16 protein-coding genes are annotated in these 19,239 nt (G+C 69.2%); 11 read left to right on the plus strand and 5 right to left on the minus strand.

Annotated elements, in window-relative coordinates; genetic code table 11:
* Positions 1-8: 8 nt before the first annotated feature.
* Genes PFX90_RS01545 through PFX90_RS01570 form a run of 6 tightly spaced genes read left to right on the plus strand, consistent with a single transcriptional unit; the run spans position 9 to position 6,542 of the window.
* On the plus strand, positions 9-1,586 hold the full coding sequence (locus tag PFX90_RS01545) for an NADH-quinone oxidoreductase subunit M (protein ID WP_285709748.1): 1,578 nt from the start codon (positions 9-11) through the stop codon (positions 1,584-1,586).
* Complete coding sequence (gene nuoN / locus PFX90_RS01550) at positions 1,586-3,064, plus strand: NADH-quinone oxidoreductase subunit NuoN (protein WP_285709750.1); 1,479 nt, start codon at positions 1,586-1,588, stop codon at positions 3,062-3,064. Before PFX90_RS01545 ends, nuoN begins: the two co-directional genes overlap by 1 nt.
* Positions 3,061-3,771 carry a biotin--[acetyl-CoA-carboxylase] ligase gene (locus tag PFX90_RS01555; RefSeq protein WP_285709753.1) on the plus strand — a complete coding sequence of 237 codons (711 nt, stop codon included), beginning with the start codon at positions 3,061-3,063 and terminating at the stop codon, positions 3,769-3,771. Before nuoN ends, PFX90_RS01555 begins: the two co-directional genes overlap by 4 nt.
* Positions 3,772-3,787: 16 nt before the next feature.
* Entirely contained in the window at positions 3,788-4,582 is a 795-nt protein-coding gene (locus PFX90_RS01560; RefSeq protein ID WP_285711223.1) for a type III pantothenate kinase, read from the plus strand.
* A gap of 23 nt (positions 4,583-4,605) precedes the next feature.
* A complete protein-coding gene (locus tag PFX90_RS01565; RefSeq protein WP_285709755.1) occupies positions 4,606-6,261 on the plus strand; it encodes a ribonuclease J in 1,656 nt (551 codons plus the stop codon).
* On the plus strand, positions 6,261-6,542 hold the full coding sequence (locus PFX90_RS01570) for a DUF1467 family protein (RefSeq protein ID WP_285709757.1): 282 nt from the start codon (positions 6,261-6,263) through the stop codon (positions 6,540-6,542). Before PFX90_RS01565 ends, PFX90_RS01570 begins: the two co-directional genes overlap by 1 nt.
* Here PFX90_RS01570 and PFX90_RS01575 read toward each other — a convergent pair.
* A complete protein-coding gene (locus tag PFX90_RS01575; protein ID WP_285709759.1) occupies positions 6,539-9,088 on the minus strand; it encodes a coiled-coil domain-containing protein in 2,550 nt (849 codons plus the stop codon). The genes PFX90_RS01570 and PFX90_RS01575 overlap by 4 nt on opposite strands.
* A gap of 67 nt (positions 9,089-9,155) precedes the next feature.
* Between PFX90_RS01575 and PFX90_RS01580 the strand changes: the two genes are divergently transcribed.
* From PFX90_RS01580 to PFX90_RS01595, 4 genes are all read left to right on the plus strand, one after another.
* Positions 9,156-9,482 (plus strand): Hpt domain-containing protein, encoded by a 327-nt coding sequence (locus tag PFX90_RS01580; RefSeq protein WP_285709762.1) that lies wholly within the window; start codon positions 9,156-9,158, stop codon positions 9,480-9,482.
* A 116-nt stretch (positions 9,483-9,598) separates the two neighbouring features.
* Positions 9,599-10,807: a hypothetical protein gene (locus PFX90_RS01585; RefSeq protein WP_285709763.1), complete on the plus strand. Its 1,209-nt coding sequence runs from the start codon at positions 9,599-9,601 to the stop codon at positions 10,805-10,807.
* A gap of 43 nt (positions 10,808-10,850) precedes the next feature.
* Entirely contained in the window at positions 10,851-11,786 is a 936-nt protein-coding gene (locus PFX90_RS01590) for a hypothetical protein (RefSeq protein WP_285709765.1), read from the plus strand.
* Entirely contained in the window at positions 11,786-13,192 is a 1,407-nt protein-coding gene (locus PFX90_RS01595) for a sensor histidine kinase (protein WP_285709768.1), read from the plus strand. The genes PFX90_RS01590 and PFX90_RS01595 overlap by 1 nt, the downstream gene beginning before the upstream one ends.
* A gap of 6 nt (positions 13,193-13,198) precedes the next feature.
* Here PFX90_RS01595 and PFX90_RS01600 read toward each other — a convergent pair whose 3' ends face one another.
* The 3 genes from PFX90_RS01600 to gltX form a co-directional block, all read right to left on the minus strand.
* Entirely contained in the window at positions 13,199-13,369 is a 171-nt protein-coding gene (locus PFX90_RS01600) for a hypothetical protein (RefSeq protein ID WP_285709770.1), read from the minus strand.
* A 38-nt stretch (positions 13,370-13,407) separates the two neighbouring features.
* Positions 13,408-14,694: a citrate synthase gene (locus PFX90_RS01605; RefSeq protein WP_285709772.1), complete on the minus strand. Its 1,287-nt coding sequence runs from the start codon at positions 14,692-14,694 to the stop codon at positions 13,408-13,410.
* Positions 14,695-14,757: 63 nt separating this feature from the next.
* Positions 14,758-16,194 carry a glutamate--tRNA ligase gene (gene gltX / locus PFX90_RS01610; protein ID WP_285709774.1) on the minus strand — a complete coding sequence of 479 codons (1,437 nt, stop codon included), beginning with the start codon at positions 16,192-16,194 and terminating at the stop codon, positions 14,758-14,760.
* A gap of 163 nt (positions 16,195-16,357) precedes the next feature.
* On the opposite strand from gltX, the gene PFX90_RS01615 reads away from it, so the two are divergent.
* Complete coding sequence (locus PFX90_RS01615) at positions 16,358-18,550, plus strand: ComEC/Rec2 family competence protein (protein ID WP_285709777.1); 2,193 nt, start codon at positions 16,358-16,360, stop codon at positions 18,548-18,550.
* On the opposite strand, the gene lexA is transcribed toward PFX90_RS01615, so the two are convergent.
* Positions 18,544-19,230 (minus strand): transcriptional repressor LexA, encoded by a 687-nt coding sequence (lexA, locus tag PFX90_RS01620; protein ID WP_285709779.1) that lies wholly within the window; start codon positions 19,228-19,230, stop codon positions 18,544-18,546. The two genes, PFX90_RS01615 and lexA, sit on opposite strands and share 7 nt — an antisense overlap.
* Positions 19,231-19,239 lie beyond the last annotated feature (9 nt).

The following is a 19,239-nucleotide window of genomic DNA, read 5'->3' on the forward strand; positions in this document are numbered from 1 at the left end:
GCTTCGTAATGGAAGGCCTTCCCATCCTGTCGCTGATGATGTGCGTGCCGCTGGCGGGCGCGGCGCTGTGCCTGTTCGCGGGCGCGGCGGCTGCCCGCTGGATCGCGCTCGGGGCGACGCTTGTCACCTTCGTGCTCGGCATCGCCCTTTGGGCGAATTACGATATCGGCGGCCCGCAGTGGCAGTTCACCGAGGAGGCCAACCTCTTCGCCGCGTTCAGCTACAAGCTCGGGATCGACGGGATCGCGCTGATGCTGATCATGCTCAGCGTCTTCCTGATGCCGGTCTGCATCCTCGCCAGCTGGGAATCGGTCACCAAGCGCGTCGGCGAATACATGGCGGCCTTCCTGTTCATGGAAGTGCTGATGATCGGCACCTTCGCGGCGCAGGACCTGTTCCTGTTCTACGTCTTCTTCGAGGCGGGCCTCATTCCGATGTATCTCATCATCGGCGTGTGGGGCGGGGACAACCGCATCTACGCGAGCTACAAGTTCTTCCTCTACACCCTGCTCGGCTCGGTGCTGATGCTGATCGCGATGTTCTGGATGGTGGCCGAGGCGGGCACGTCCGACATCCCGACGCTGATGGAATACGGCTTCCCCGCGCAGGCGCAGACCTGGCTGTGGCTGGCCTTCTTCGCGAGCTTCGCGGTCAAGGTCCCGATGTGGCCGCTCCACACCTGGCTGCCCGACGCGCACGTGCAGGCCCCGACCGCCGGTTCGGTGATCCTGGCGGGCGTGCTGTTGAAACTCGGCGGCTACGGCTTCATCCGCTTCAGCCTGCCGATGTTCCCCGAGGCATCCGCGCAGTTCGCATGGCTGGTGTTCGCCCTGTCGATGGTGGCGGTGGTCTACACCTCGCTGGTCGCGCTGGTGCAGGCCGACATGAAGAAGCTGATCGCCTATTCGTCGGTCGCGCACATGGCGATCGTCACCGTCGGCCTGTTCGCCTTCAATGTGCAGGGCCTCGAGGGGGCGATGATCGTCATGCTCTCCCACGGCCTCGTCTCGGGCGCGCTGTTCCTGTGCGTGGGCGTGATCTACGACCGCCTCCACACCCGCGAGATCGCGCGCTACGGCGGGCTTGCGATCAACATGCCCTATTACGCGCTGTTCTTCCTGCTGTTCACCATGGCGAGCATAGGCCTGCCGGGTACCAGCGGCTTTGTCGGCGAGTTCCTGTCGCTCGCGGGGATCTATCAGACCTCAAGCCTCGTCGCGCTGATCTGCACCACGGGGATCATTCTTGGTGCGGCCTATATGCTCTACCTCTACCGCAGGGTGGCGTTCGGCGGGCAGACCAACGAAGACGCCGCCGCGATGCCCGACATTTCGGCCCGCGAGTGGGTGATGATGGCGCCCATCGCCGCCGCTGTGTTGTGGATGGGGGTTTACCCCGAAAGCTTCCTCGCGCCGATGCGCAAGGACATCGCCACGCTCGACGCCCGCCTCGCCGCCGCCGCGCCCGCGGGCGACGCGCGGCTCGCTCCCGGCACCCCGCGTGACAAGGCCGCCAATGCTCTGGAGCATCATGGCTCGGAGCATGAGGGCATGGAACACGAAGGCGCCAAGGAGGGCGCGCACTGATGGATTTCGCCGCTTCTTTCCCGCTCGTCCTGCCGGAGCTGATGCTGACCGGCGTGGGGCTTGCGCTGCTGCTGGTCGCCGCATGGGGCGGGGACAAGGCTGCGCGCCAGATCGCCATCGTTGCGGCGGCCGCGCTGTTTGCCGCAGGGCTGCTGATCGTTCCCGGCCTCCACTTCGGCGTGGACGGGCCGGCGACGCTCGCCTTCGGGGGCCTGCTCAAGATCGACAGCTATGCGCTCTTCGCCAAGGCGCTGATCTACCTTTCGGCCATCGCCGCGCTGATGATCGCGCCGTCCTTCTTCGCCAGCCCCGCTGCGGGCACCGAGCGCGGGATGCGCGCCGAATATCCGGTGCTGGTGCTCTTCGCGGCGGTCGGCATGAGCCTGATGGTCTCGGCCAATGATTTCATGAGCCTCTATCTCGGGCTCGAATTGAACAGCCTCTCGGCCTACGTCCTCGCCGCCATCCTGCGCCGCGACACGCGTTCGGGCGAGGCGGGGCTCAAGTATTTCGTGCTCGGCGCGCTGGCCTCCGGCATCCTGCTCTACGGCATGAGCCTGCTCTACGGCTTCACCGGCGGCACCTCGTTCGAAGCGGTCCGCGCTGGCCTGACCGGCGAGATGGGCACGGGCGCGCTGTTCGGGGTTATCTTCGTGCTCTCGGGCCTTGCGTTCAAGATCAGCGCCGTGCCGTTCCACATGTGGACGCCCGACGTCTATGAAGGCGCGCCCACGCCGGTCACCGCCTTCTTCGCCACCGCCCCCAAGGTCGCCGCCGTGGGCCTCACCGCGCGCGTGGTGTTCGAGGTGTTCGGCGGTCAGGTCGCCGCGTGGCAGCAGATCGTGATGTTCATGGCATTGGCCTCGATCGTCTTCGGCGCGCTGGGAGCGATCGGGCAGGAGAACCTCAAGCGCCTGCTCGCCTATTCCTCGATCAACAATATCGGCTTTATCCTGCTCGGGCTTGCCGTGGCGAATGCCGACGGCGCGAGCGCGATGCTGGTATACCTCTTCATCTATGTCGCCATGAGCATCGGCTGCTTCGTCGCGCTGCTGATGCTGCGCGATGAGGAGGGCAACCTCTACGAGACCTTCACCGACATTCGCGGGCTTTCGGTGACCAAGCCGGCGATCGCCTGGGCGCTGCTGGTCTTCATGTTCAGCTTGGCCGGCATCCCGCCGCTGCTCGGCTTCTATGCCAAGTTCGTGATCTTCCAGGCGACCATCGAGGCAGGCCTCGTCGCCTTCGGTGCCATCGCCATCGCGGCGAGCGTGATCGGGGCGTTCTATTACATCAAGTTCGTCAAGGTGATGTTCTTTGACGAGCCCGTCGGCGTCGTCACCGGCAAGAGCGAGACGAGCCACTGGGTGCTGCTCGGCCTCACCGCGCTGATCATCTCGCCGCTGGGCTACCTCCTGACGCCCTCGCTGACCGATCTGGCCGACAAGGCAGCCGCTTCGCTGTTCCTCGCGGTTTGATCACCCTCGTCGAAGAGACCGGCTCGACCAACGCCGACCTCGCCGCTTCGCTTCGCAGCGGCGAGGGCTGGGTGGAGGGGGCGTGGCTGGTCGCCCGCCGCCAGACCGCCGGACGCGGGCGGCAGGGGCGCGAGTGGTTCGACGGGGCGGGCAATTTCATGGGTTCGACTGTCGTGGTGTTGGGGGAGGGTGGTCCGCCGCCTGCTTCGCTTAGCTTCGTCGCGGCGCTCGCGGTGCGGGATGCCTGCGTCACAGCCTTGGGCGATACGACCGGGCTCGGCCTCAAGTGGCCCAACGACGTGCTTCTCGATGGCGGCAAGCTCTCGGGCATCCTGCTCGAGATGGTGCGGGGGCACATTGTCGTCGGGATCGGGGTGAACCTCGCCCGCGCGCCGCAGGTCGAGGGTCGCAAGACTGCTGCACTGTCGGACGTCATCGCACCGCCGCCTTTGGAAGAATTCGCCGCCAGCCTCGCCGCCGCCTTCGACCGCAGGCTCGAAGCGTGGCGCATCTATGGCCTTGCCGCGACGCTCCAGGCCTTCCTCACCCAGTCGATCCACGCGCTGGGAACGTCGGTCAGGGTCCACGACACCGACGGATCGATCCTCACCGGAACCTTTGCCGGGCTGGAGGAATCCGACGGGGCCTTGCGCCTGCGCTTGGCGGATGGCCGCGAACGTGTCATTCGCGCTGGCGATATCGCCTGAATAGGGAATGCCCACCATGCTGCTCGCCGCCGATGTCGGGAACACCAATGTCGTCTTCGCGCTGTTCGACCTCAACGCGGACGGCACCCACACCACCCGCGCGCGCTGGCGCATCGCCACCGATCCGCGCCGCACGGGGGACGAATATGCCGTCTGGCTGCTCCAGCTCCTGAAGATCGAGGGGGTGGAGCGCGACCAGATCAAGCAGATCATCGTCGCCTCGGTCGTGCCGCGCGCCGATCACAACCTCACCGTCCTGTGCGAGAAATACTTCGGCATCACGCCGCTCTTCGCCGGGCAGGGCCCCGCGCGCTGGCGGTTCGAGATCGATGTCGACCAGCCGTCCTCGCTGGGCGCCGACCGCGCGCTCAACATCCTTGCCGCGCACCACAAATATGGTGGCGACCTGATCATCGTCGACTTCGGCACCGCAACCAAGTTCGAGGCGGTGGACTACACCGGCGCCTACAAGGGCGGCTCGATCGCGCCGGGGATCAACCTCAGCCTTGATGCATTGGTGGGCAAGACCGCCAAGCTCCCGCGCATCGCCATCAAGGCCCCTGGCAGCCGCTCGGTGATCGGCCGCAACACCGAAGACCAGATGCTGATCGGCGTCTTCTGGGGCTATGTCGCGATGATGGAGGGCATGGTCGCCAAGATGAAGAGCGAAATCGGCCGCCCCGCCAAGGTTGTAGCGACCGGCGGGCTCGCCATATTGTTCGACGACGCGACCGAGATTTTCGACCACGTCGATGCCGACCTCACCCTCGATGGCCTCGCCATCCTCGCCCGCCAGGCCGAAACCGCCTGAGCGCGCGCAACGTAAGAGACATTGTGAAGAAAGATTACACCCCCGAAGACGAACTCCTGTTCCTTGCACTCGGCGGCTCGGGCGAGATTGGCATGAACGTCAATCTCTACGGCTGCCAGGGCAAGTGGATCATGGTCGATCTGGGCATGACCTTCTCGGGCAACGAATATCCCGGCGTCGAATTGGTCTTCGCCGGTCTCGATTTCATCGAGGAACGGCGCAAGGACCTGATCGGCATCGTCCTCACCCACGCGCACGAGGACCACATCGGCGCGGTGCCCTATTTCGCGGGCGACTTGGGCGTGCCGCTCTATGCCACGCCCTTCACCGCCGATCTGGTGGCGCGAAAGCTCGAGGAGGCGGGGCTGCTCGGGCAGGTCGAACTCAACATCATCGAGGAAGACCACGGCGAGATCGAGCTCGGGCCTTTCACCATCACCTACCTGCCGCTCGCGCATTCGATTGCCGAGGGCAATGCGCTGCTGATCGACACCCCCCACGGGCGCATCTTCCACACCGGCGACTGGAAGCTCGACGATGATCCGATCATCGGCGAGCCCACCACCGAGGAGGAGCTGCGCGAAATCGGCGAGGAGGGCGTGCTGGCGCTGGTGTGCGACTCCACCAATGTCTTCAATCCCAACCCCTCGGGCAGCGAGGGCGCGGTGCACAAGGCGCTGATGGAAGAGGTCGCGCGCCATACGGGCAAGCGCGTCGTCGTCGCCACCTTCGCGAGCAATGTCGCGCGGCTCCAGACGCTGGGCGAAGTCGCGCGCGAGACCGGGCGGCAGCTGTGTGTCGCGGGCCGCTCGCTGGACCGGATCATCGAGGTGGCGCAGGACAATGGCTATCTGGCAGACCTGCCCCCGCTGATCGATTTCGACACCGCGATGGGTCTGCCGCGTGGGCAGGTGCTGATCCTCGCCACCGGCGGGCAGGGCGAGCCGCGCGCGGCACTCGGCCGGATGGCGGACATGAACCACCCGATCGAACTGGTCGCGGGCGACGTCGTGCTGTTCTCCTCGCGCCAGATCCCGGGCAACGAGATCGCCATCGGCAAGATCCAGAACCAGCTCGCCGCGCGCGGGATCCAGATGGTGACCGACCGACAGGCGCTGATCCACGTCTCGGGCCACCCGGGGCGGCCGGAGCTGGAGGCGCTGTACAGCTGGCTCAAGCCCGAGGTGCTGGTGCCCGTCCACGGCGAGATCCGCCACATGGCGGAGCAGGCGCGGGTCGGGAAGGCCAGCGGCATCCCGCATAACGTGGTTCAGAAGAACGGCGACATCGTCCGCCTCGCCCCCGGAAAGCCGGGCAAGCTGGCCGAAGTGCGCGCCGGGAGGCTGGTGCTCGATGGCGACATCATCGCGCCCGCCGATGGCGATGCGATCACCATGCGCCGCCGCATCGCGGGCGAGGGTGTGCTGGTGGTGGTGCTGGCGCGCGGCGCGAGGCCGGTGATCGAGGCTGTCGGCCTGCCCTTGGACGAAGACCTCCCCGAATTCCTCGCCGAAGCCAGCGAGGACGTGCTCAAGGCGATCGGCAAGCTCAAGGGTCGCGATGCCAAGGACGAGGCCGCGATCCGCGAAGCCGCGCGCCTCGCCGCCCGCCGCTGCGCGCAGCGCTGGTCGGGCAAGAAGCCGCAGGTGCGCGTGGTGATGCCGGGGGCGGCGGCCTGATGCAGGTCACCTCTGTCCTTGCGATCTACTTCCTGTTCTGGGTGATGAGCGCCTTCATCATGCTCCCCTTCGGCGTGCGCACCGCGGACGAGGCGGGGGTCGAGAAGGTCCCGGGACAGGCCGACAGCGCGCCGGTCAACTTCCGTCCCGGCAGGCTGGCGCTGCGGGCGACCGTGATCGCCGCGGTGCTCACCGCGCTGTTCATTGCCAACTTCACCTATGGCTGGATCACCGCGGCGGACATCGACTTCCTGCCCAAGCCGCCGAGCGCCGCCAGCTAGCGCAAGCGCTGGATCGCCTGGGCGAGCGCCACATAGAGCTTGCCCATGTCCGAACCCAGCATCGTGACGCTCAGCACATGCCCGTCGCGGGTCGAGAGCGTCTGTCGCAGCAGCGCCTCGAAATCGTGGATGTAGCGGCCGACATTGGCCTTGAAGGCTTCGTCCGAGGTGTAGAGCGCGGCGACATCGCGCGCGCTGCCGTTGTCGAGCAGCTTGACCGCGCGGCGGGTGAAGATCCCGCGGTCGCCCTTGAGATAGGCGTCCCACGCGGTGTCGGTGACCTCGCTCGACAACGCCCCGGCGATGTCGATCGCGGCCGAATTGAGTGCATCGGTGATCAGCGCCATGCGCCGCGTGAAGTCGTTGTTGACCTGCTCCTCGGCCAGTTCGCGCGCACGGGTGACGCGCTGTTCGAGGTTGCCGGTGAGCTCGTTGACCTTGACCAGCTGGTCGCGCAGCTGGATCGCCGCCTCGCGCCCGACGCCCGAGGCATGGGCGGCGGACTGCTCGAGCGCGCCGATGGTCGCCGCCGTTTCGTTGCGCAAGGCGCGTTCGAGCGCTTCGACCGCCTCGCTGCCGAGCTGGCCCGCCAGCGCCAGCATCCGTTCGCGCGCGCCTTCATCCAGCGTCGCGAAGGCGCCGGTGATCGCCGCTTCGAGCGCGGCGAGGTTCTCGCGCAAGGCGTCCTGCGTCTCCTGCGCCAGCGCGCCGCTTTCCTCGGCGAGCCGGGCAAAGCCGCCGCGCAGGCCTTGCAGGCGCGCGAGCACGTCCTCGGTCTCCTCGGCAAGGCGCGACTTGAAGCCGGCAATGGCTACTTCGGCGGCGTCGATCCCGTCGCGGGTCTGCACGAGGTAATCGGCAAGGTCGCTCCCCGCCTCCTTGCTGCGCAGCATCAGCGCGGCGACCTTATCGGCGCGTGCCTCGACCGTCTCGAGCGCGGAACTGGCCCCGCCGATTGCGCCGGAAAGGTCCTCGCGGCAAGTGCGCGCGCCCGATTGCAGGATTTCGAGCAGGCGTACCGAGCTGTCGGTCAGGTGTGCCATCTGCGCGTCGGTCGCGGCCAGCACCGCGCGCTTTTCCTCGAGCTGGCGGGTGACGTTATCGAGCGCAGCCCCTAGACTGGTCCGCGCTTCCTCGCCCGCAGCGCCCGCTTCGCCGACCACGCGGGCCAGCATCGTCGCCCGCTCGGTCATGGCCTCGCCCTGCGCGACCAGCTTCTCGATCTCCGCCAACTGCGCTTCGCGCGCCTGCGAGAGGGCATCGTCGAGCGCGGCCAGCCGCTGGGCGAGCACTTCGCCGGCCTGCGCCTCGCGCGTCTCGAAGGCGGCCTGGCGCTGCTCGATCAGCTCGTCGAAGCTGCGGTTGCGCGCTTCGAGGTGTTCGTCGAAGCGCACCGCTTCGTCGCGCAGCTGGGCGATGCGCTGCGATGCCGCGGTGCTGGTGCTGCGGTCGAGCTCGTCGACGAGGCGCAGCTTTTCGAGCATCGCGTCGTGCAGCCCCTTGATGGTGGCGGCAAAGCGGGCCTCGGCCTCTTCTGCTGCTTCGCGAAGGCGCGCGGCGGTGCTGTCGGCCTCGCTCGCGGCAGTGCCTGCGCGCTCGCGCAGCGCGGCCATCGCCTCTTCCTCGAGCGCGCCGACTGCCGCGCGGTAGCTCTCCGCCTCGGTCTGGAGCGCCGCAAAACGCTGCGTGACCAGCGCGTCGATCCGCGTGATCTGGCCCTCGAACCCGGCGAGCGTGGTGCCCACCGTCTCGCCCAGCCGCGCAACCTGCTCCTCGCTCGCGGTGCCGGCGGTGGTGATCCGTTCGAACCCGCCCGCAAGCTTTGCGAGCTGCTCCTCGGCGGTGCGCCCGGCGCTGCCGATCTGGTTGGTCACGTCGCGCGCGGCATTGGCGATCACCGGCAGATCGTCACGCAGCCGGTTCATGTTGCCGAGCGCGGTTTCGCTGGTGGTGGCGATGGTCTCGACCTCGGCGCCGTTATTGCGGATCAGCGCCTGCAATTCCCCCGCATGGGTCGAGAGCCGCTCGGCCGCGATGCGCCCCAGCGCTTCGAGATCGCGCGCCTCGGCGGCGAGGAATTCGCGTGCGAGGCTGAGTTCGCGGTTCACGACCTTCAATCGCGCTTCCAGCGCCGCGCTCTCGCGGTTCATCGCCGCAGCGGTGGCGGCAAAGCGCTGCGCCTCGGCGTGCGAGGAGCGCATCGCAAGCAAGTAGAGCACACCCACCAGCGCGACCGGCACGGCCCACATCACCACCCATTGTGCCCACTGCGCGGGGGCAGGGCCGGCCTGCATGGCGGCGAGATGGGCCCAGACGAAGAACCCGCTCCATCCCGCCACCGCCAGAACCGCCAGAAATGGCGCCGCCTTCGCGAGCAGCGAGGGGCGGGGGGCGGCAAAGGCCTCCTCGCCATCCGCTTCGGCCACCCAGCTGTCCGACAATTCGAGTGCATCCGCGCCGGCCTCTGCCTCGGGAAGCGTGGTCTCGCCCGCGTCGTCGCCGCCGCTCTTGCGCCCCAAGGCGCGCATTTCGTGCCGTCCTGCCATGCCCCTGCATACCACAGCGCGAGTCGGGATAAACCCCGCTTTAACCAATCCGGACTATTCCCGAGGCATGGCGTTCAATCACGGAGCTCTCGATGCGACCCTGGCGGCGGCGGCCGGCGATGATGCCGCGCTGCTGCGCGAGCTGCGGAGCGCTTTCGTCGAAAGCGCGACCAAGCAGCTCGACCTGCTCAAGCGCGCGCGCTGCGACGGCAACTGGCATGTCGCGGCGATGCGGCTTAAGGGCCTCGCGGCCAGCTTCCACGCCGAAGACCTGCTCCAGGCCGCCGAAATCGCGCTCCACGCCGCGCCGGGCGAGCCGATGGCGATCCGCGAGGTCGAGGCGGTGATCACCCGCTTCGCGCGCACCCGCACCCCCGATCCCAACCGCATCTGACCTGCGCCGCGGTGTGCCGCCCTGTGCTTGGGGGCAAATCGCGCGCCCGCGCTTGAACCACGCGGCGTAAGCCGCCAATCCTCCTGCCCTATGCCGGGACGGGAGACACAAGCGCCATGCGCATCGGCCTGATTGCCGCGCTGCGCCACAGCGAGGAGGGCGCGCTGCGCGCCGCGCTCCCGCTGGCGGGACGCAGCGTAATCGCGTGGCAGGCGGCGCTGCTCAAGGGGCTGGAGGTCGAGCGGGTGCTGTGCCTCGCCGAAACGCCGGGCGGGACGGTGCTCGAATTGCAGCACATGCTCGAAAGCGAGGGCGTGCAGTTCCACGCGCTGCGGGGCCTTTCCGCGATCCCCGCGCTGGTGCGGGCCGAGGATGATCTGGTGATCCTCGCCGACGGGCTGGTGCCCGATCCGGCGGTGGTGCGGGCGCTTGTCGGAGGGGAGGCGGAAGCGCCCCTCCAGCGGATGGTCGCGACGATCCCCGCCGACCACCCGCTCGCCGCCGCACACCCCGAGGATTTCGAGCGCATCGATGCGCAGCGCCACTGGGGCGGGGTGCTGGTGATGCGCGGCGCGCCGGCGCAGCGCCTCGCCGAGTTTCCCGCCGATGCCGACGCGGTCTCGCTGCTGCTGCGGCTCGCGCTGCAATCGGGCACCCCGACCCGCGAGCTCGCCGCGCGCGAGCTGGTGCCCGAGACCTGGCTGCTCGCCGACAGCGACGCCGCCACGCAGCGCCACGAGAGCGCACTGATCGCCGCCGCCGCGCCGCCTGCCGACTGGCGCGCGCCGGGGATCGCGTTGGCAGGCGCTGCGGTGCGGGCGGCGATGCCGCGTGGCCTCGAACAGGGGCCGCTGATCGCTGGCGGGGCGGCGCTGGTGCTGCTGCTCGGCGGGGTGATGGCGGCGGCCTTCGGCTTTGGCGCGAGCGGGCTGGCGCTGGCGGCGACGGGCGTGTTCGGCGCGCAGGTATCGCATGGTTTCGCCGCCCTCGGCGCGAAGCTGCGCCGCGAGGGCGGGGCGGGGACCGGCACCCCGGCCAGAGTTCTGACCGCTCTGTGCGACCTGCTTGCAGGTGTCACCCTGTGGTTCGGCCTTGCGCCCTTTCCCGAAGTCCAGCCGCTCGCCGTGCTCGGCCCGGTCGCCTACGCGCTGGCCCGGATTGCCGCGCGCGGGGGCGACAGCGCGCTGGCCGCTGCCGCCTCCGACCGCGCGAGCCTGCTGCTGGTCCTCGCCCTCGCTGCCGCCTTCGGGCTGCTGCCACACGCGCTCGCCTGTCTCGCCTTGGGGCTATGCGCAGCTTTGCTGCTGCGCGGGGCCAAGGAATAATCTAACCCGTCCTTAACTATAGGGGCACTAAGCCCGAAGGACGATGCGCGAAGAGACGATGGACCATGCCGCCGACGATGCAGTCGAGGCGATCCTGCGCGGCGGGCTCGCGCGCGAGGCCCGCGCGCTGACGGCGGTCGTCCCGGTGCTGCGTCACCTGCTGGGCTCGGAAGCGCAGGGCCTTGTCAGCGAGGCGATCCTCGCGCGGGTGCGCGGCATGATCCTCGATATCGCCGCACAATTGCTGGCCGCACAGGCCGGGCGCGATCCGGCGGCGCGTGCGGCGGGCGGCGATCCGGCTGCGCTCGATGCGCTCGCCGAGGCGCTGATGGGCGAGGAGGCGCTGCTCGCCCACTGCCACGCGCTCGCGACCGAGAGCCTCGTCGCCGACCGCTTGCAGCAGCGCCACGCCATCGATCCGGTGCTGAGCCCGCTGCTCCAGGAATTGATCGCCGCCGAGGACACCGCGGTGGCCGCGCTGGCGATGACGACGCTCGCCGCACAGTCGCGCTTCGTTCAGAGCCAGCGGCGGATGGAGCTGCCCTTGGGCGAGCTTCCGGCCGAACTGTTCCACACCCTGCTGGCCCGCGCGCTCGATGGCGCAGGCGACACTGCGGGCCTCGCGCGGCTTCAGGCGGGTTATGACGAGGCCACCTCGCGCCTCGGGCTGCTGGCGCGGCTTGTCGCGGCGATGCGGCGCGGGGCGGTGGCGGCGCTTGCGCTGGAGCATGCGGGCCTTGCGCTCTTCGCCTCGGCGCTGGCGAGCGAAACCCGTGCCCCGCGCGGCGAGGCGGTGCTTGCGGTGCAGGAAGGGCAGGGCCTGCGGCTCGCCCTGCTGCTGCGCGCGGCAGGCCAGTCTGCCCCCGCGATCGAGCGCCAGCTGGTGCTCGCCGAGCCCGCCGCACAGTTGCCGCCCGCGATTGGCGCGCTCGCTCCGGCCCGCGCCGCCGCGCTCATCGCTGCGGGCCGGACGGCGTGATGAACATGGTCGACCCCGCCGACACGCTGGTGGGCGCCTATGGCCTCACCGATGCGCAGGGCCGGCTGCTGAGCGCCGACGCGCCGCTCGCCGAGCTGCAGGAGCGCTGCGGCGGCGATCTGCCCGGCATGCTCGCCATCCCCGAACTGCTCGCGCTGGTGCGCCAGGCGCGGGGGCTTGGCCTCAGGATCGCGCGCAGTTTCTCCGCCTTCGACGGCGACGCCGAAGTCTCGGGCTTCGCGCGCATCCACCCCTTGGGCGAGGATGACGGCGGCGGGTGCGAGGTGCTGGTCGAGAACTGGCAGAGGAGCCCCCTGACCCCGCCCTCGGCACGCGAATTCGCCGAGCGCATCGACGCGATCGACCGCGCCACCGCCGAGGTCAGCGCCCGGCTCGATGCGCGTCAGCGGCTCCAGGTGCTAAGCGCCCGCGCCCCCGATGCCGTCGTGCTCGAGGCTGCCGCGCTGGCCGCGCCGGGCACCTTGTGGAGCGAGCTGGTCGAACTCACCGACATCACCCACCACCAGCCGCTCCACTGGCGCCTGCTCGACGGCGCGGCGTGCCGCATCGCGGGCTCGGCGCGCAGCTGGCGGGTGCGGCTCATCCCGCTCGGGGCCGACGTGCAGAACCCCTCGGGCTTCGAGCTGCTGCTGATCGCCGACGAACCCCTCGTCCAAACCGCTCCCGAAGGCGCAGCCGAGGGCCCCCTCGAAACCTCGCCCGCCCGGCTCGTCGGCACCGCGCTCACGCCGGTGCTGCGTCAGCCGGTGCAGCGCATCATCGCCAATGCCGAGACCATGCGCGCGCGCCTCGCGGGGCCCCTGCGCGACGAATACAGCGAATATGCCGGCACCATCGCCAGCGCCGGGCAGCACCTTGCCGCGATGCTCGACGATCTCGCCGATCTCGAGGTGGTCGAGACCCCGGGCTTTGCCACCGCCAAGGAACCCGTCGATCTCGCCGACGCCGCCCAGCGGGCCGCGGGCATCCTCGGCGTGCGCGCGCACAACCGCGACACCGCGCTGGTGGTCGAGGGCGAGCGCGGCGCGGCGGTCGCCAGCGCCGAGTTCCGGCGGGTGCTGCAGATCCTCATCAATCTGGTCGGCAACGCCATCGCCTATGCTCCGGCGGCGAGCACGGTGACGATCAGCGCCTTACCGCTGGCTGATGGCCGGGTGGCCGTGTCGGTCGCCGACGAGGGGCCGGGCGTCTCGCCCGAGCAGGCCGCGCGGATCTTCGACAAGTTCGAGCGCCTCGGCCGCGACAGCGACGGGGGCAAGGACAAGGGCAGCGGCCTCGGCCTCTACATCTCGCGCCGCCTTGCCGAGGCGATGGAGGGGACGCTGACCGTGGGAAGCGCGCCAAGCGGGGGCGCCTTGTTCACGCTGGAACTGCCCGCCGCCTGATTGCGGTCAGCCGCGGCGAAGCCATCGCGGAAGCCCGATCAGGATCGCACCCGCCAACACCATCGCGCTGCCCCGAAACACCCATTCCCGCTCGCCGAGCATGAAGCTGTCCGCAGGCCAGTGCAGCAGGCCGAGGCCTTGCAGGGCCCAGATACAACCGAGGGCGACAAGGAACATCCCTGCCGCCCTCAGCATAAGCATTTTGCGTCAGCCGCTTAGCGCTTGTCGAGCGGGATGTAGTCGCGCTCCGTGGGCCCGGTGTAGAGCTGGCGCGGACGCCCGATCTTCTGGCCGGGATCCGAGATCATCTCGTTCCACTGCGCCACCCAGCCCACGGTGCGCGCCAGCGCGAAGAGCGCGGTGAACATCGTGGTCGGGAAGCCGATCGCCGAGAGGATGATGCCCGAATAGAAGTCGACATTCGGGAACAGCTTCTTCTCGATGAAATAGGGATCGTTGAGCGCGATCTCTTCCAGCTGCAGCGCTGTCTCGAACAGCGGGTCGGTGACCTTGAGGCTCTCGAACACCTCGCGCACGGTCTTCTGCATGACGGTCGCGCGGGGGTCGTAGTTCTTGTAGACGCGGTGGCCAAAGCCCATCAGGCGGAAGGGATCGTTCTTGTCCTTGGCGCGCTCGATATAGTGCGGGATGCGATCGGGCGTGCCGATCTCGCGCAGCATGTTGAGCGCGGCCTCGTTCGCCCCGCCATGCGCCGGGCCCCACAGGCAGGCGATGCCCGCCGCGATGCAGGCGAAGGGGTTCGCGCCCGAGGAGCCTGCCAGACGCACGGTCGAGGTCGATGCGTTCTGCTCGTGGTCGGCGTGGAGGATGAAGATGCGGTCCAGCGCGCGCTCGACCACCGGGTTCACCACATAGGGCTCGGCCGGGACGCCGAAGGTCATGCGCAGGAAGTTGCCGGTGTAGCTCAGCGAGTTGTCCGGATAGACGAAGGGCTGGCCGACCGAATACTTGTAGGCCATCGCCGCGATCGTCGGCATCTTGGCGATCAGCCGGTGCGAGGCGATCATGCGCTGCTGCGGATCGGAGATGTCGGTGCTGTCGTGGTAGAAGGCCGAGAGCGCGCCGACCACGCCGCACATCACCGCCATCGGGTGCGCGTCGCGGCGGAACCCGCGGTAGAAGGTCATCAGCTGCTCGTGCAGCATGGTGTGGCGGGTGATGGTGTAGGTGAAGTCCGCGAGTTCCTGCTGGCTCGGCAGTTCGCCGTTCAAGAGCAGGTAGCTGACTTCCATGAAGCTCGAATCCTCGGCCAGCTGACCGATCGGATAGCCGCGGTGGAGCAGCACGCCCTCGTCACCGTCGATATAGGTGAGCGCGCTCTCGCAGCTCGCGGTCGAGGTGAAGCCCGGGTCGAAGGTGAAGGCACCCGTCTGCGCATAGAGCTTGCGGATGTCGATCACGTCGGGGCCGGTGCTGCCCGCGAGCACGGGATATTCGTGCGTCTGGCCGCCGAATTCGAGTTTCGCCGTCTTGTCTGCCAAGATCTGTCTCCTGTCCAAATTTTACTTCCGGCCCCCGCCGGTCGCCCTGTTTCAGGCTAAGTCTCAGGCGGCCTGCGCGTCGAGCCGGGCCAGTGCCTCGTCTCGGCCGAGCAGGACCAGAACATCGAAAATCCCCGGTGACGTGGTCGTCCCCGTCAGCGCCGCGCGCATCGGCTGCGCCAGCTTGCCGAGACCCAATCCCTGCTCCTCGGCGAGCGCCTTCGTAGTGGCTTCGAGCGCCTCGCTTGTCCAGTCGTTTTCGCCCCGTAGCGCCTCGTAAATCTTCCGCAAAATCGCGCGCGCGTCGCCCTCGAGCAGGGCGGCGGCCTTTTCGGTCATCACCAGCGGCCGCTTGGCGAAGAGGAAGCCTGCGCCTTCAACCACTTCATTGAGGTTCTTGGCGCGCACCTTCAGCACCGGCATGGCGCGGGCGAGCAGCGCTTCGTCGGCATGCTCGCCGATGCGCGCGGCAACCAGCGCGGCAAGGCGCGCGTCGTCGGCCTCGCGCAGGTAGTGCCCGTTCAGGTTTTCGAGCTTCTTCATGTCGAAGCGCGAAGGGCTCTTGCCCACGCCCGCCAGGTCGAACAGCTCCACTGCTTCGGCGCGGGTGATTTCCTCGCGGTCACCATGCCCCCAGCCGAGGCGCAGCAGATAGTTGAACAGCGCCTCGGGCAGGATGCCGAATTCGTCGCGATAGGCCTCCACGCCGAGCGCGCCATGGCGCTTCGACAGCTTCGCCCCGTCGCTGCCGTGGATCAGCGGGATATGGGCATAGACCGGATCGGGCCAATTGCCCTCGATTGCGTTCATCGCGCGGATGATCGGGAGCTGGCGGAAGGCGTTGTTGAGGTGATCGTCGCCGCGGATCACGTGGGTGACGCCCATGTCGTGGTCGTCGACCACCACCGCGAGCATATAGGTCGGCGTCCCGTCGGCGCGCAGGATGATGTAGTCGTCGAGCTCATCGTTCTTCACCGTCACCGCGCCCTGAACGCGGTCGTGGATCGTGACCTCGCCGTCCTCGGGCGTCCTGAGGCGGATCACGAAGGGCGCGCCCTCGGGCGCCTCGGCAGGATCGCGGTCGCGCCAGCGCCCGTCATAGCGCAGCGGCTTCTTCTGGGCGCGCTGCTCCTCGCGCATCGCTTCGAGCTCTTCGGGGGTGGCAAAGCACTTGTAGGCGTGGCCCGCCTTGAGCAGCTGCCACGCGACCTCGGCATGGCGCTCGGCGCGGTCGGACTGGAACAGCGGGGGGGCGTCATAATCGAGGCCCATCCAGTCGAGCCCCTCGATGATCGCGTCGATCGCCTCCTGCGTGGAGCGCTTGCGGTCGGTATCCTCGATCCTGAGCAGCGTGCGGCCGCCGTGGTGGCGGGCATAGAGCCAGTTGAACAGCGCGGTGCGCGCGCCGCCGATGTGCAGGAAGCCGGTCGGCGAGGGGGCGAAGCGGGTGACGACCTCGCCGGCGGGGAGGGCGTCGGGGGTGCTGCTTTCGCTTGCCATGGGCGTTGCTTTCCTGTTCACTTTCAGACGGCTCGGGCAATACCGGCCCGGGTCGGGGGGCGAGCCGATGCGCGACGTGCCGATCATTCCGATGGGGGAGGACCCGGGCGGCGGGGCTGCCGACCGGGAACCGGCGCCGCGCCCTTGGCAAAGAGCGAGAGGGTTGTCCAGCGGCGGCGGTTCGTGGCGGGCCGCGGGCGATGCGGCCGAGCGCTTCCTCGCCGGGGCCGGGTTCGAGCGCGCGCCGTGGCTGGCGGTGGTCTTCGCGCTCGGGATCATCACCTGGTTCACGCTTCCTCACCCGTGGCAATGGCTGGCGGCGATGGCCAGCGGCGCGGGGCTGGCGCTGGCCGCCCTCGCACTCTGGCCGCCGGGCAGCGCGGCGGACGAGACGCGGGCGAACCTGAGGCTCGCGGTGGTCGCCTGCGGGCTGGTCTTCGCTTTCGGCGTGGCTACGGTGTGGGCGCGCTCGGGCGTAGTCGGGGCCGAGCCTATCGCGCGCCCGGCGGTGGTGCTGATCGAGGGCCGGGTGCTGGCACGCGAGGACCAGCCCGCCGAAGAGCGCTTGCGCTTGACGCTCGCGATGCGCGACGCCGAGGACGGGGTGGCTCGCAAGGTCAGGGTCAATGTGCCTCTGAAAGCGCTGGGCAAGGGCGGGCCGCCCGCGGGGCTGGCCGAGGGCGCGTTGGTGCGGCTGCGCGCCCGGCTGATGCCGCCCGCCTCGCCGATGCTGCCGGGGAGCTACGACTTCGCCCGCGCGGCGTGGTTCCAGGGGCTTGCGGCGACGGGCACGATGGTGGGGCAGCTGACTGTGATGACCCCAGCACCCGAGAGCGAGGGGCTGGCGCGCTGGCAGCGGGCTCTCTCGGCCCATGTCCGCGCCGCTGTCCCGGGCTCGCCGGGCGCGATCGCAGCAGCTTTCGCCAGCGGCGACCGCGGCGGGATTGCCGAGAGCGACGAGGTGGCGATGCGCGACTCGGGCCTCACGCACCTGCTTTCGGTGAGCGGATTGCATGTCAGCGCGGTGATCGCCGCGGCCTATTTCGCGGTCTTGCGCCTCCTCGCGCTGTGGCCCGCGCTCGCCCTGCGGGTGCGGCTGCCGGTCGTGGCGGCGGTGGGCGGAGGGCTGACGGGCATCGCCTATACGCTGCTCACCGGGGCCGAGGTTCCGACGGTGAGGAGCTGCGTCGCCGCGCTGCTGGTGCTGGGCGCGCTGGTGCTGGGGCGCGAGGCGCTGTCCTTGCGGATGGTGGCGGTTGCCGCGGGCTTCGTGCTGCTGCTGTGGCCCGAGAGCGCGATCGGCCCCAGCTTCCAGATGAGCTTTGCCGCGGTGCTGGCGATCATTGCGCTATCGAACAGTGCGCCGGTTCACGCCTTTCTCGCGCACCACGAGGAGCCCTGGTGGAAGCACCTTGCCCGGCGGACGGTGCTGCTGTTCGCGACCGGCGTTGTGATCGAGCTGGCGCTGATGCCGATCGTGCTGTTCCACTTCCACCGCGCAGGCATGTACGGGGCGCTCGCCAATGTCGTCGCGATCCCGCTGGTAACTTTCGTGGCGATGCCGCTGATCGCACTGGCGCTGGTGTTCGATCTCATCGGGCTAGGCTGGCCGTTCTGGTGGCTGGTCGAGCAGGCGCTCGCGCTCCTGCTCGGGATCGCCCACCTTACCGCTTCGCAGGCCGGAGCTGTGCGGTTGATGCCGCAGATCAGCGGGTTTGCCGTCGCACTCTTCGCGAGCGGGGGCCTGTGGCTCGCGCTATGGCGCGGGCGGGTGCGGCTTGCGGGGTTTGTGCCGGTCGCGGCGGCGAGCGTGATGGTGGCGCTCACCCCGGTGCCCGACATGCTCGTGGCGGGCGACGGGCAGCAGGTCGGGATCACCATGCGCGAAGCGGACGGGACGCTGCGGCTCGTCTCCCTACGCGACAGCCGCTCGGATTACACCCGCGACAACCTGATGGAGCTCGCCGGGGTCGGCGCCGAGCCCGTGCCGATCGCCGACTGGCCCGCTGCGCGCTGCACCTCGGCCTTCTGCACCCTCACCATCGCGCGCGGCGGGCGCGACTGGGTGCTGCTCCTCGGTCGCGGGCGGGGTCAGGTGGAGGAGCGCGCGCTCGCCGCCGCCTGCGCCGGGGCGGACATCGTCGTCTCCGAGCGCTTCCTTCCACGCTCCTGCCGCCCGCGATGGCTCAAGGCCGACCGGCGATACCTCGAACGCTCGGGCGGGATCGCCATCGACCTTGCCGCCGAGCGCATCACCACGGTCGCCGAGGGCCAGGGCGAACATGGCTGGTGGCGGGAGCCGGAGCCGAGGCCGATACGCCCCGCGCCCTTGGCTCCCGCCGCCACGTCTCAGTGATAGCGGCGCAGGAGCCCCGCCAGCTTGCCCTGCACCTCGACCTCGTCCGGGCGGTAGAACTGCGGATCATAGGTCGCGTTCGCCGGATCGAGCCGCACCTGCCCGTTCTCGCGGCGCAGATACTTGAGCGTCGCTTCCTCACCGCGCACCAGCGCGACCACGATCTCGCCGTCGCGCGCGGTGTTGGTGCGGCGAACCAGCGCGAAATCACCGTCGAAGATGCCTGCCTCGATCATCGAGTCGCCCGACACCTCGAGCGCATAATGCTCGCCCGGGCCGAGCAGCGCCGCCGGCACCGGCAGGGTCGACTGGCCTTCGAGCGCTTCGATCGGGGCACCGGCGGCGATGCGGCCATGCAACGGCAGATCGACTACGTCATTGGCGGCCTCGCGCTGGGGCGCACGCGGCGCGGGCATCGACACCACATTGTCACCCGCAGGCGCAGCCGCGCGGGCAGGGGTAGTATCGCCCGGTTCGCGGATCACCTCGAGCGCGCGGGCCCGGTTGGGCAGGCGGCGCAGGAAGCCGCGTTCCTCCAAGGCGGAGATCAGCCGGTGGACGCCCGACTTGCTCTTCAAATCGAGCGCTTCCTTCATTTCCTCGAAGCTCGGCGAGATGCCCGTTTCCTCGAGCCGCTGCTGGATGAAGACGATCAGCTCGCGCTGTTTTGCGGTCAGCATTGGTCAATT

The sequence above is a fragment of the Erythrobacter oryzae genome (assembly GCF_030271515.1).
Taxonomy (GTDB): Bacteria; Pseudomonadota; Alphaproteobacteria; order Sphingomonadales; family Sphingomonadaceae; genus Erythrobacter; species Erythrobacter oryzae.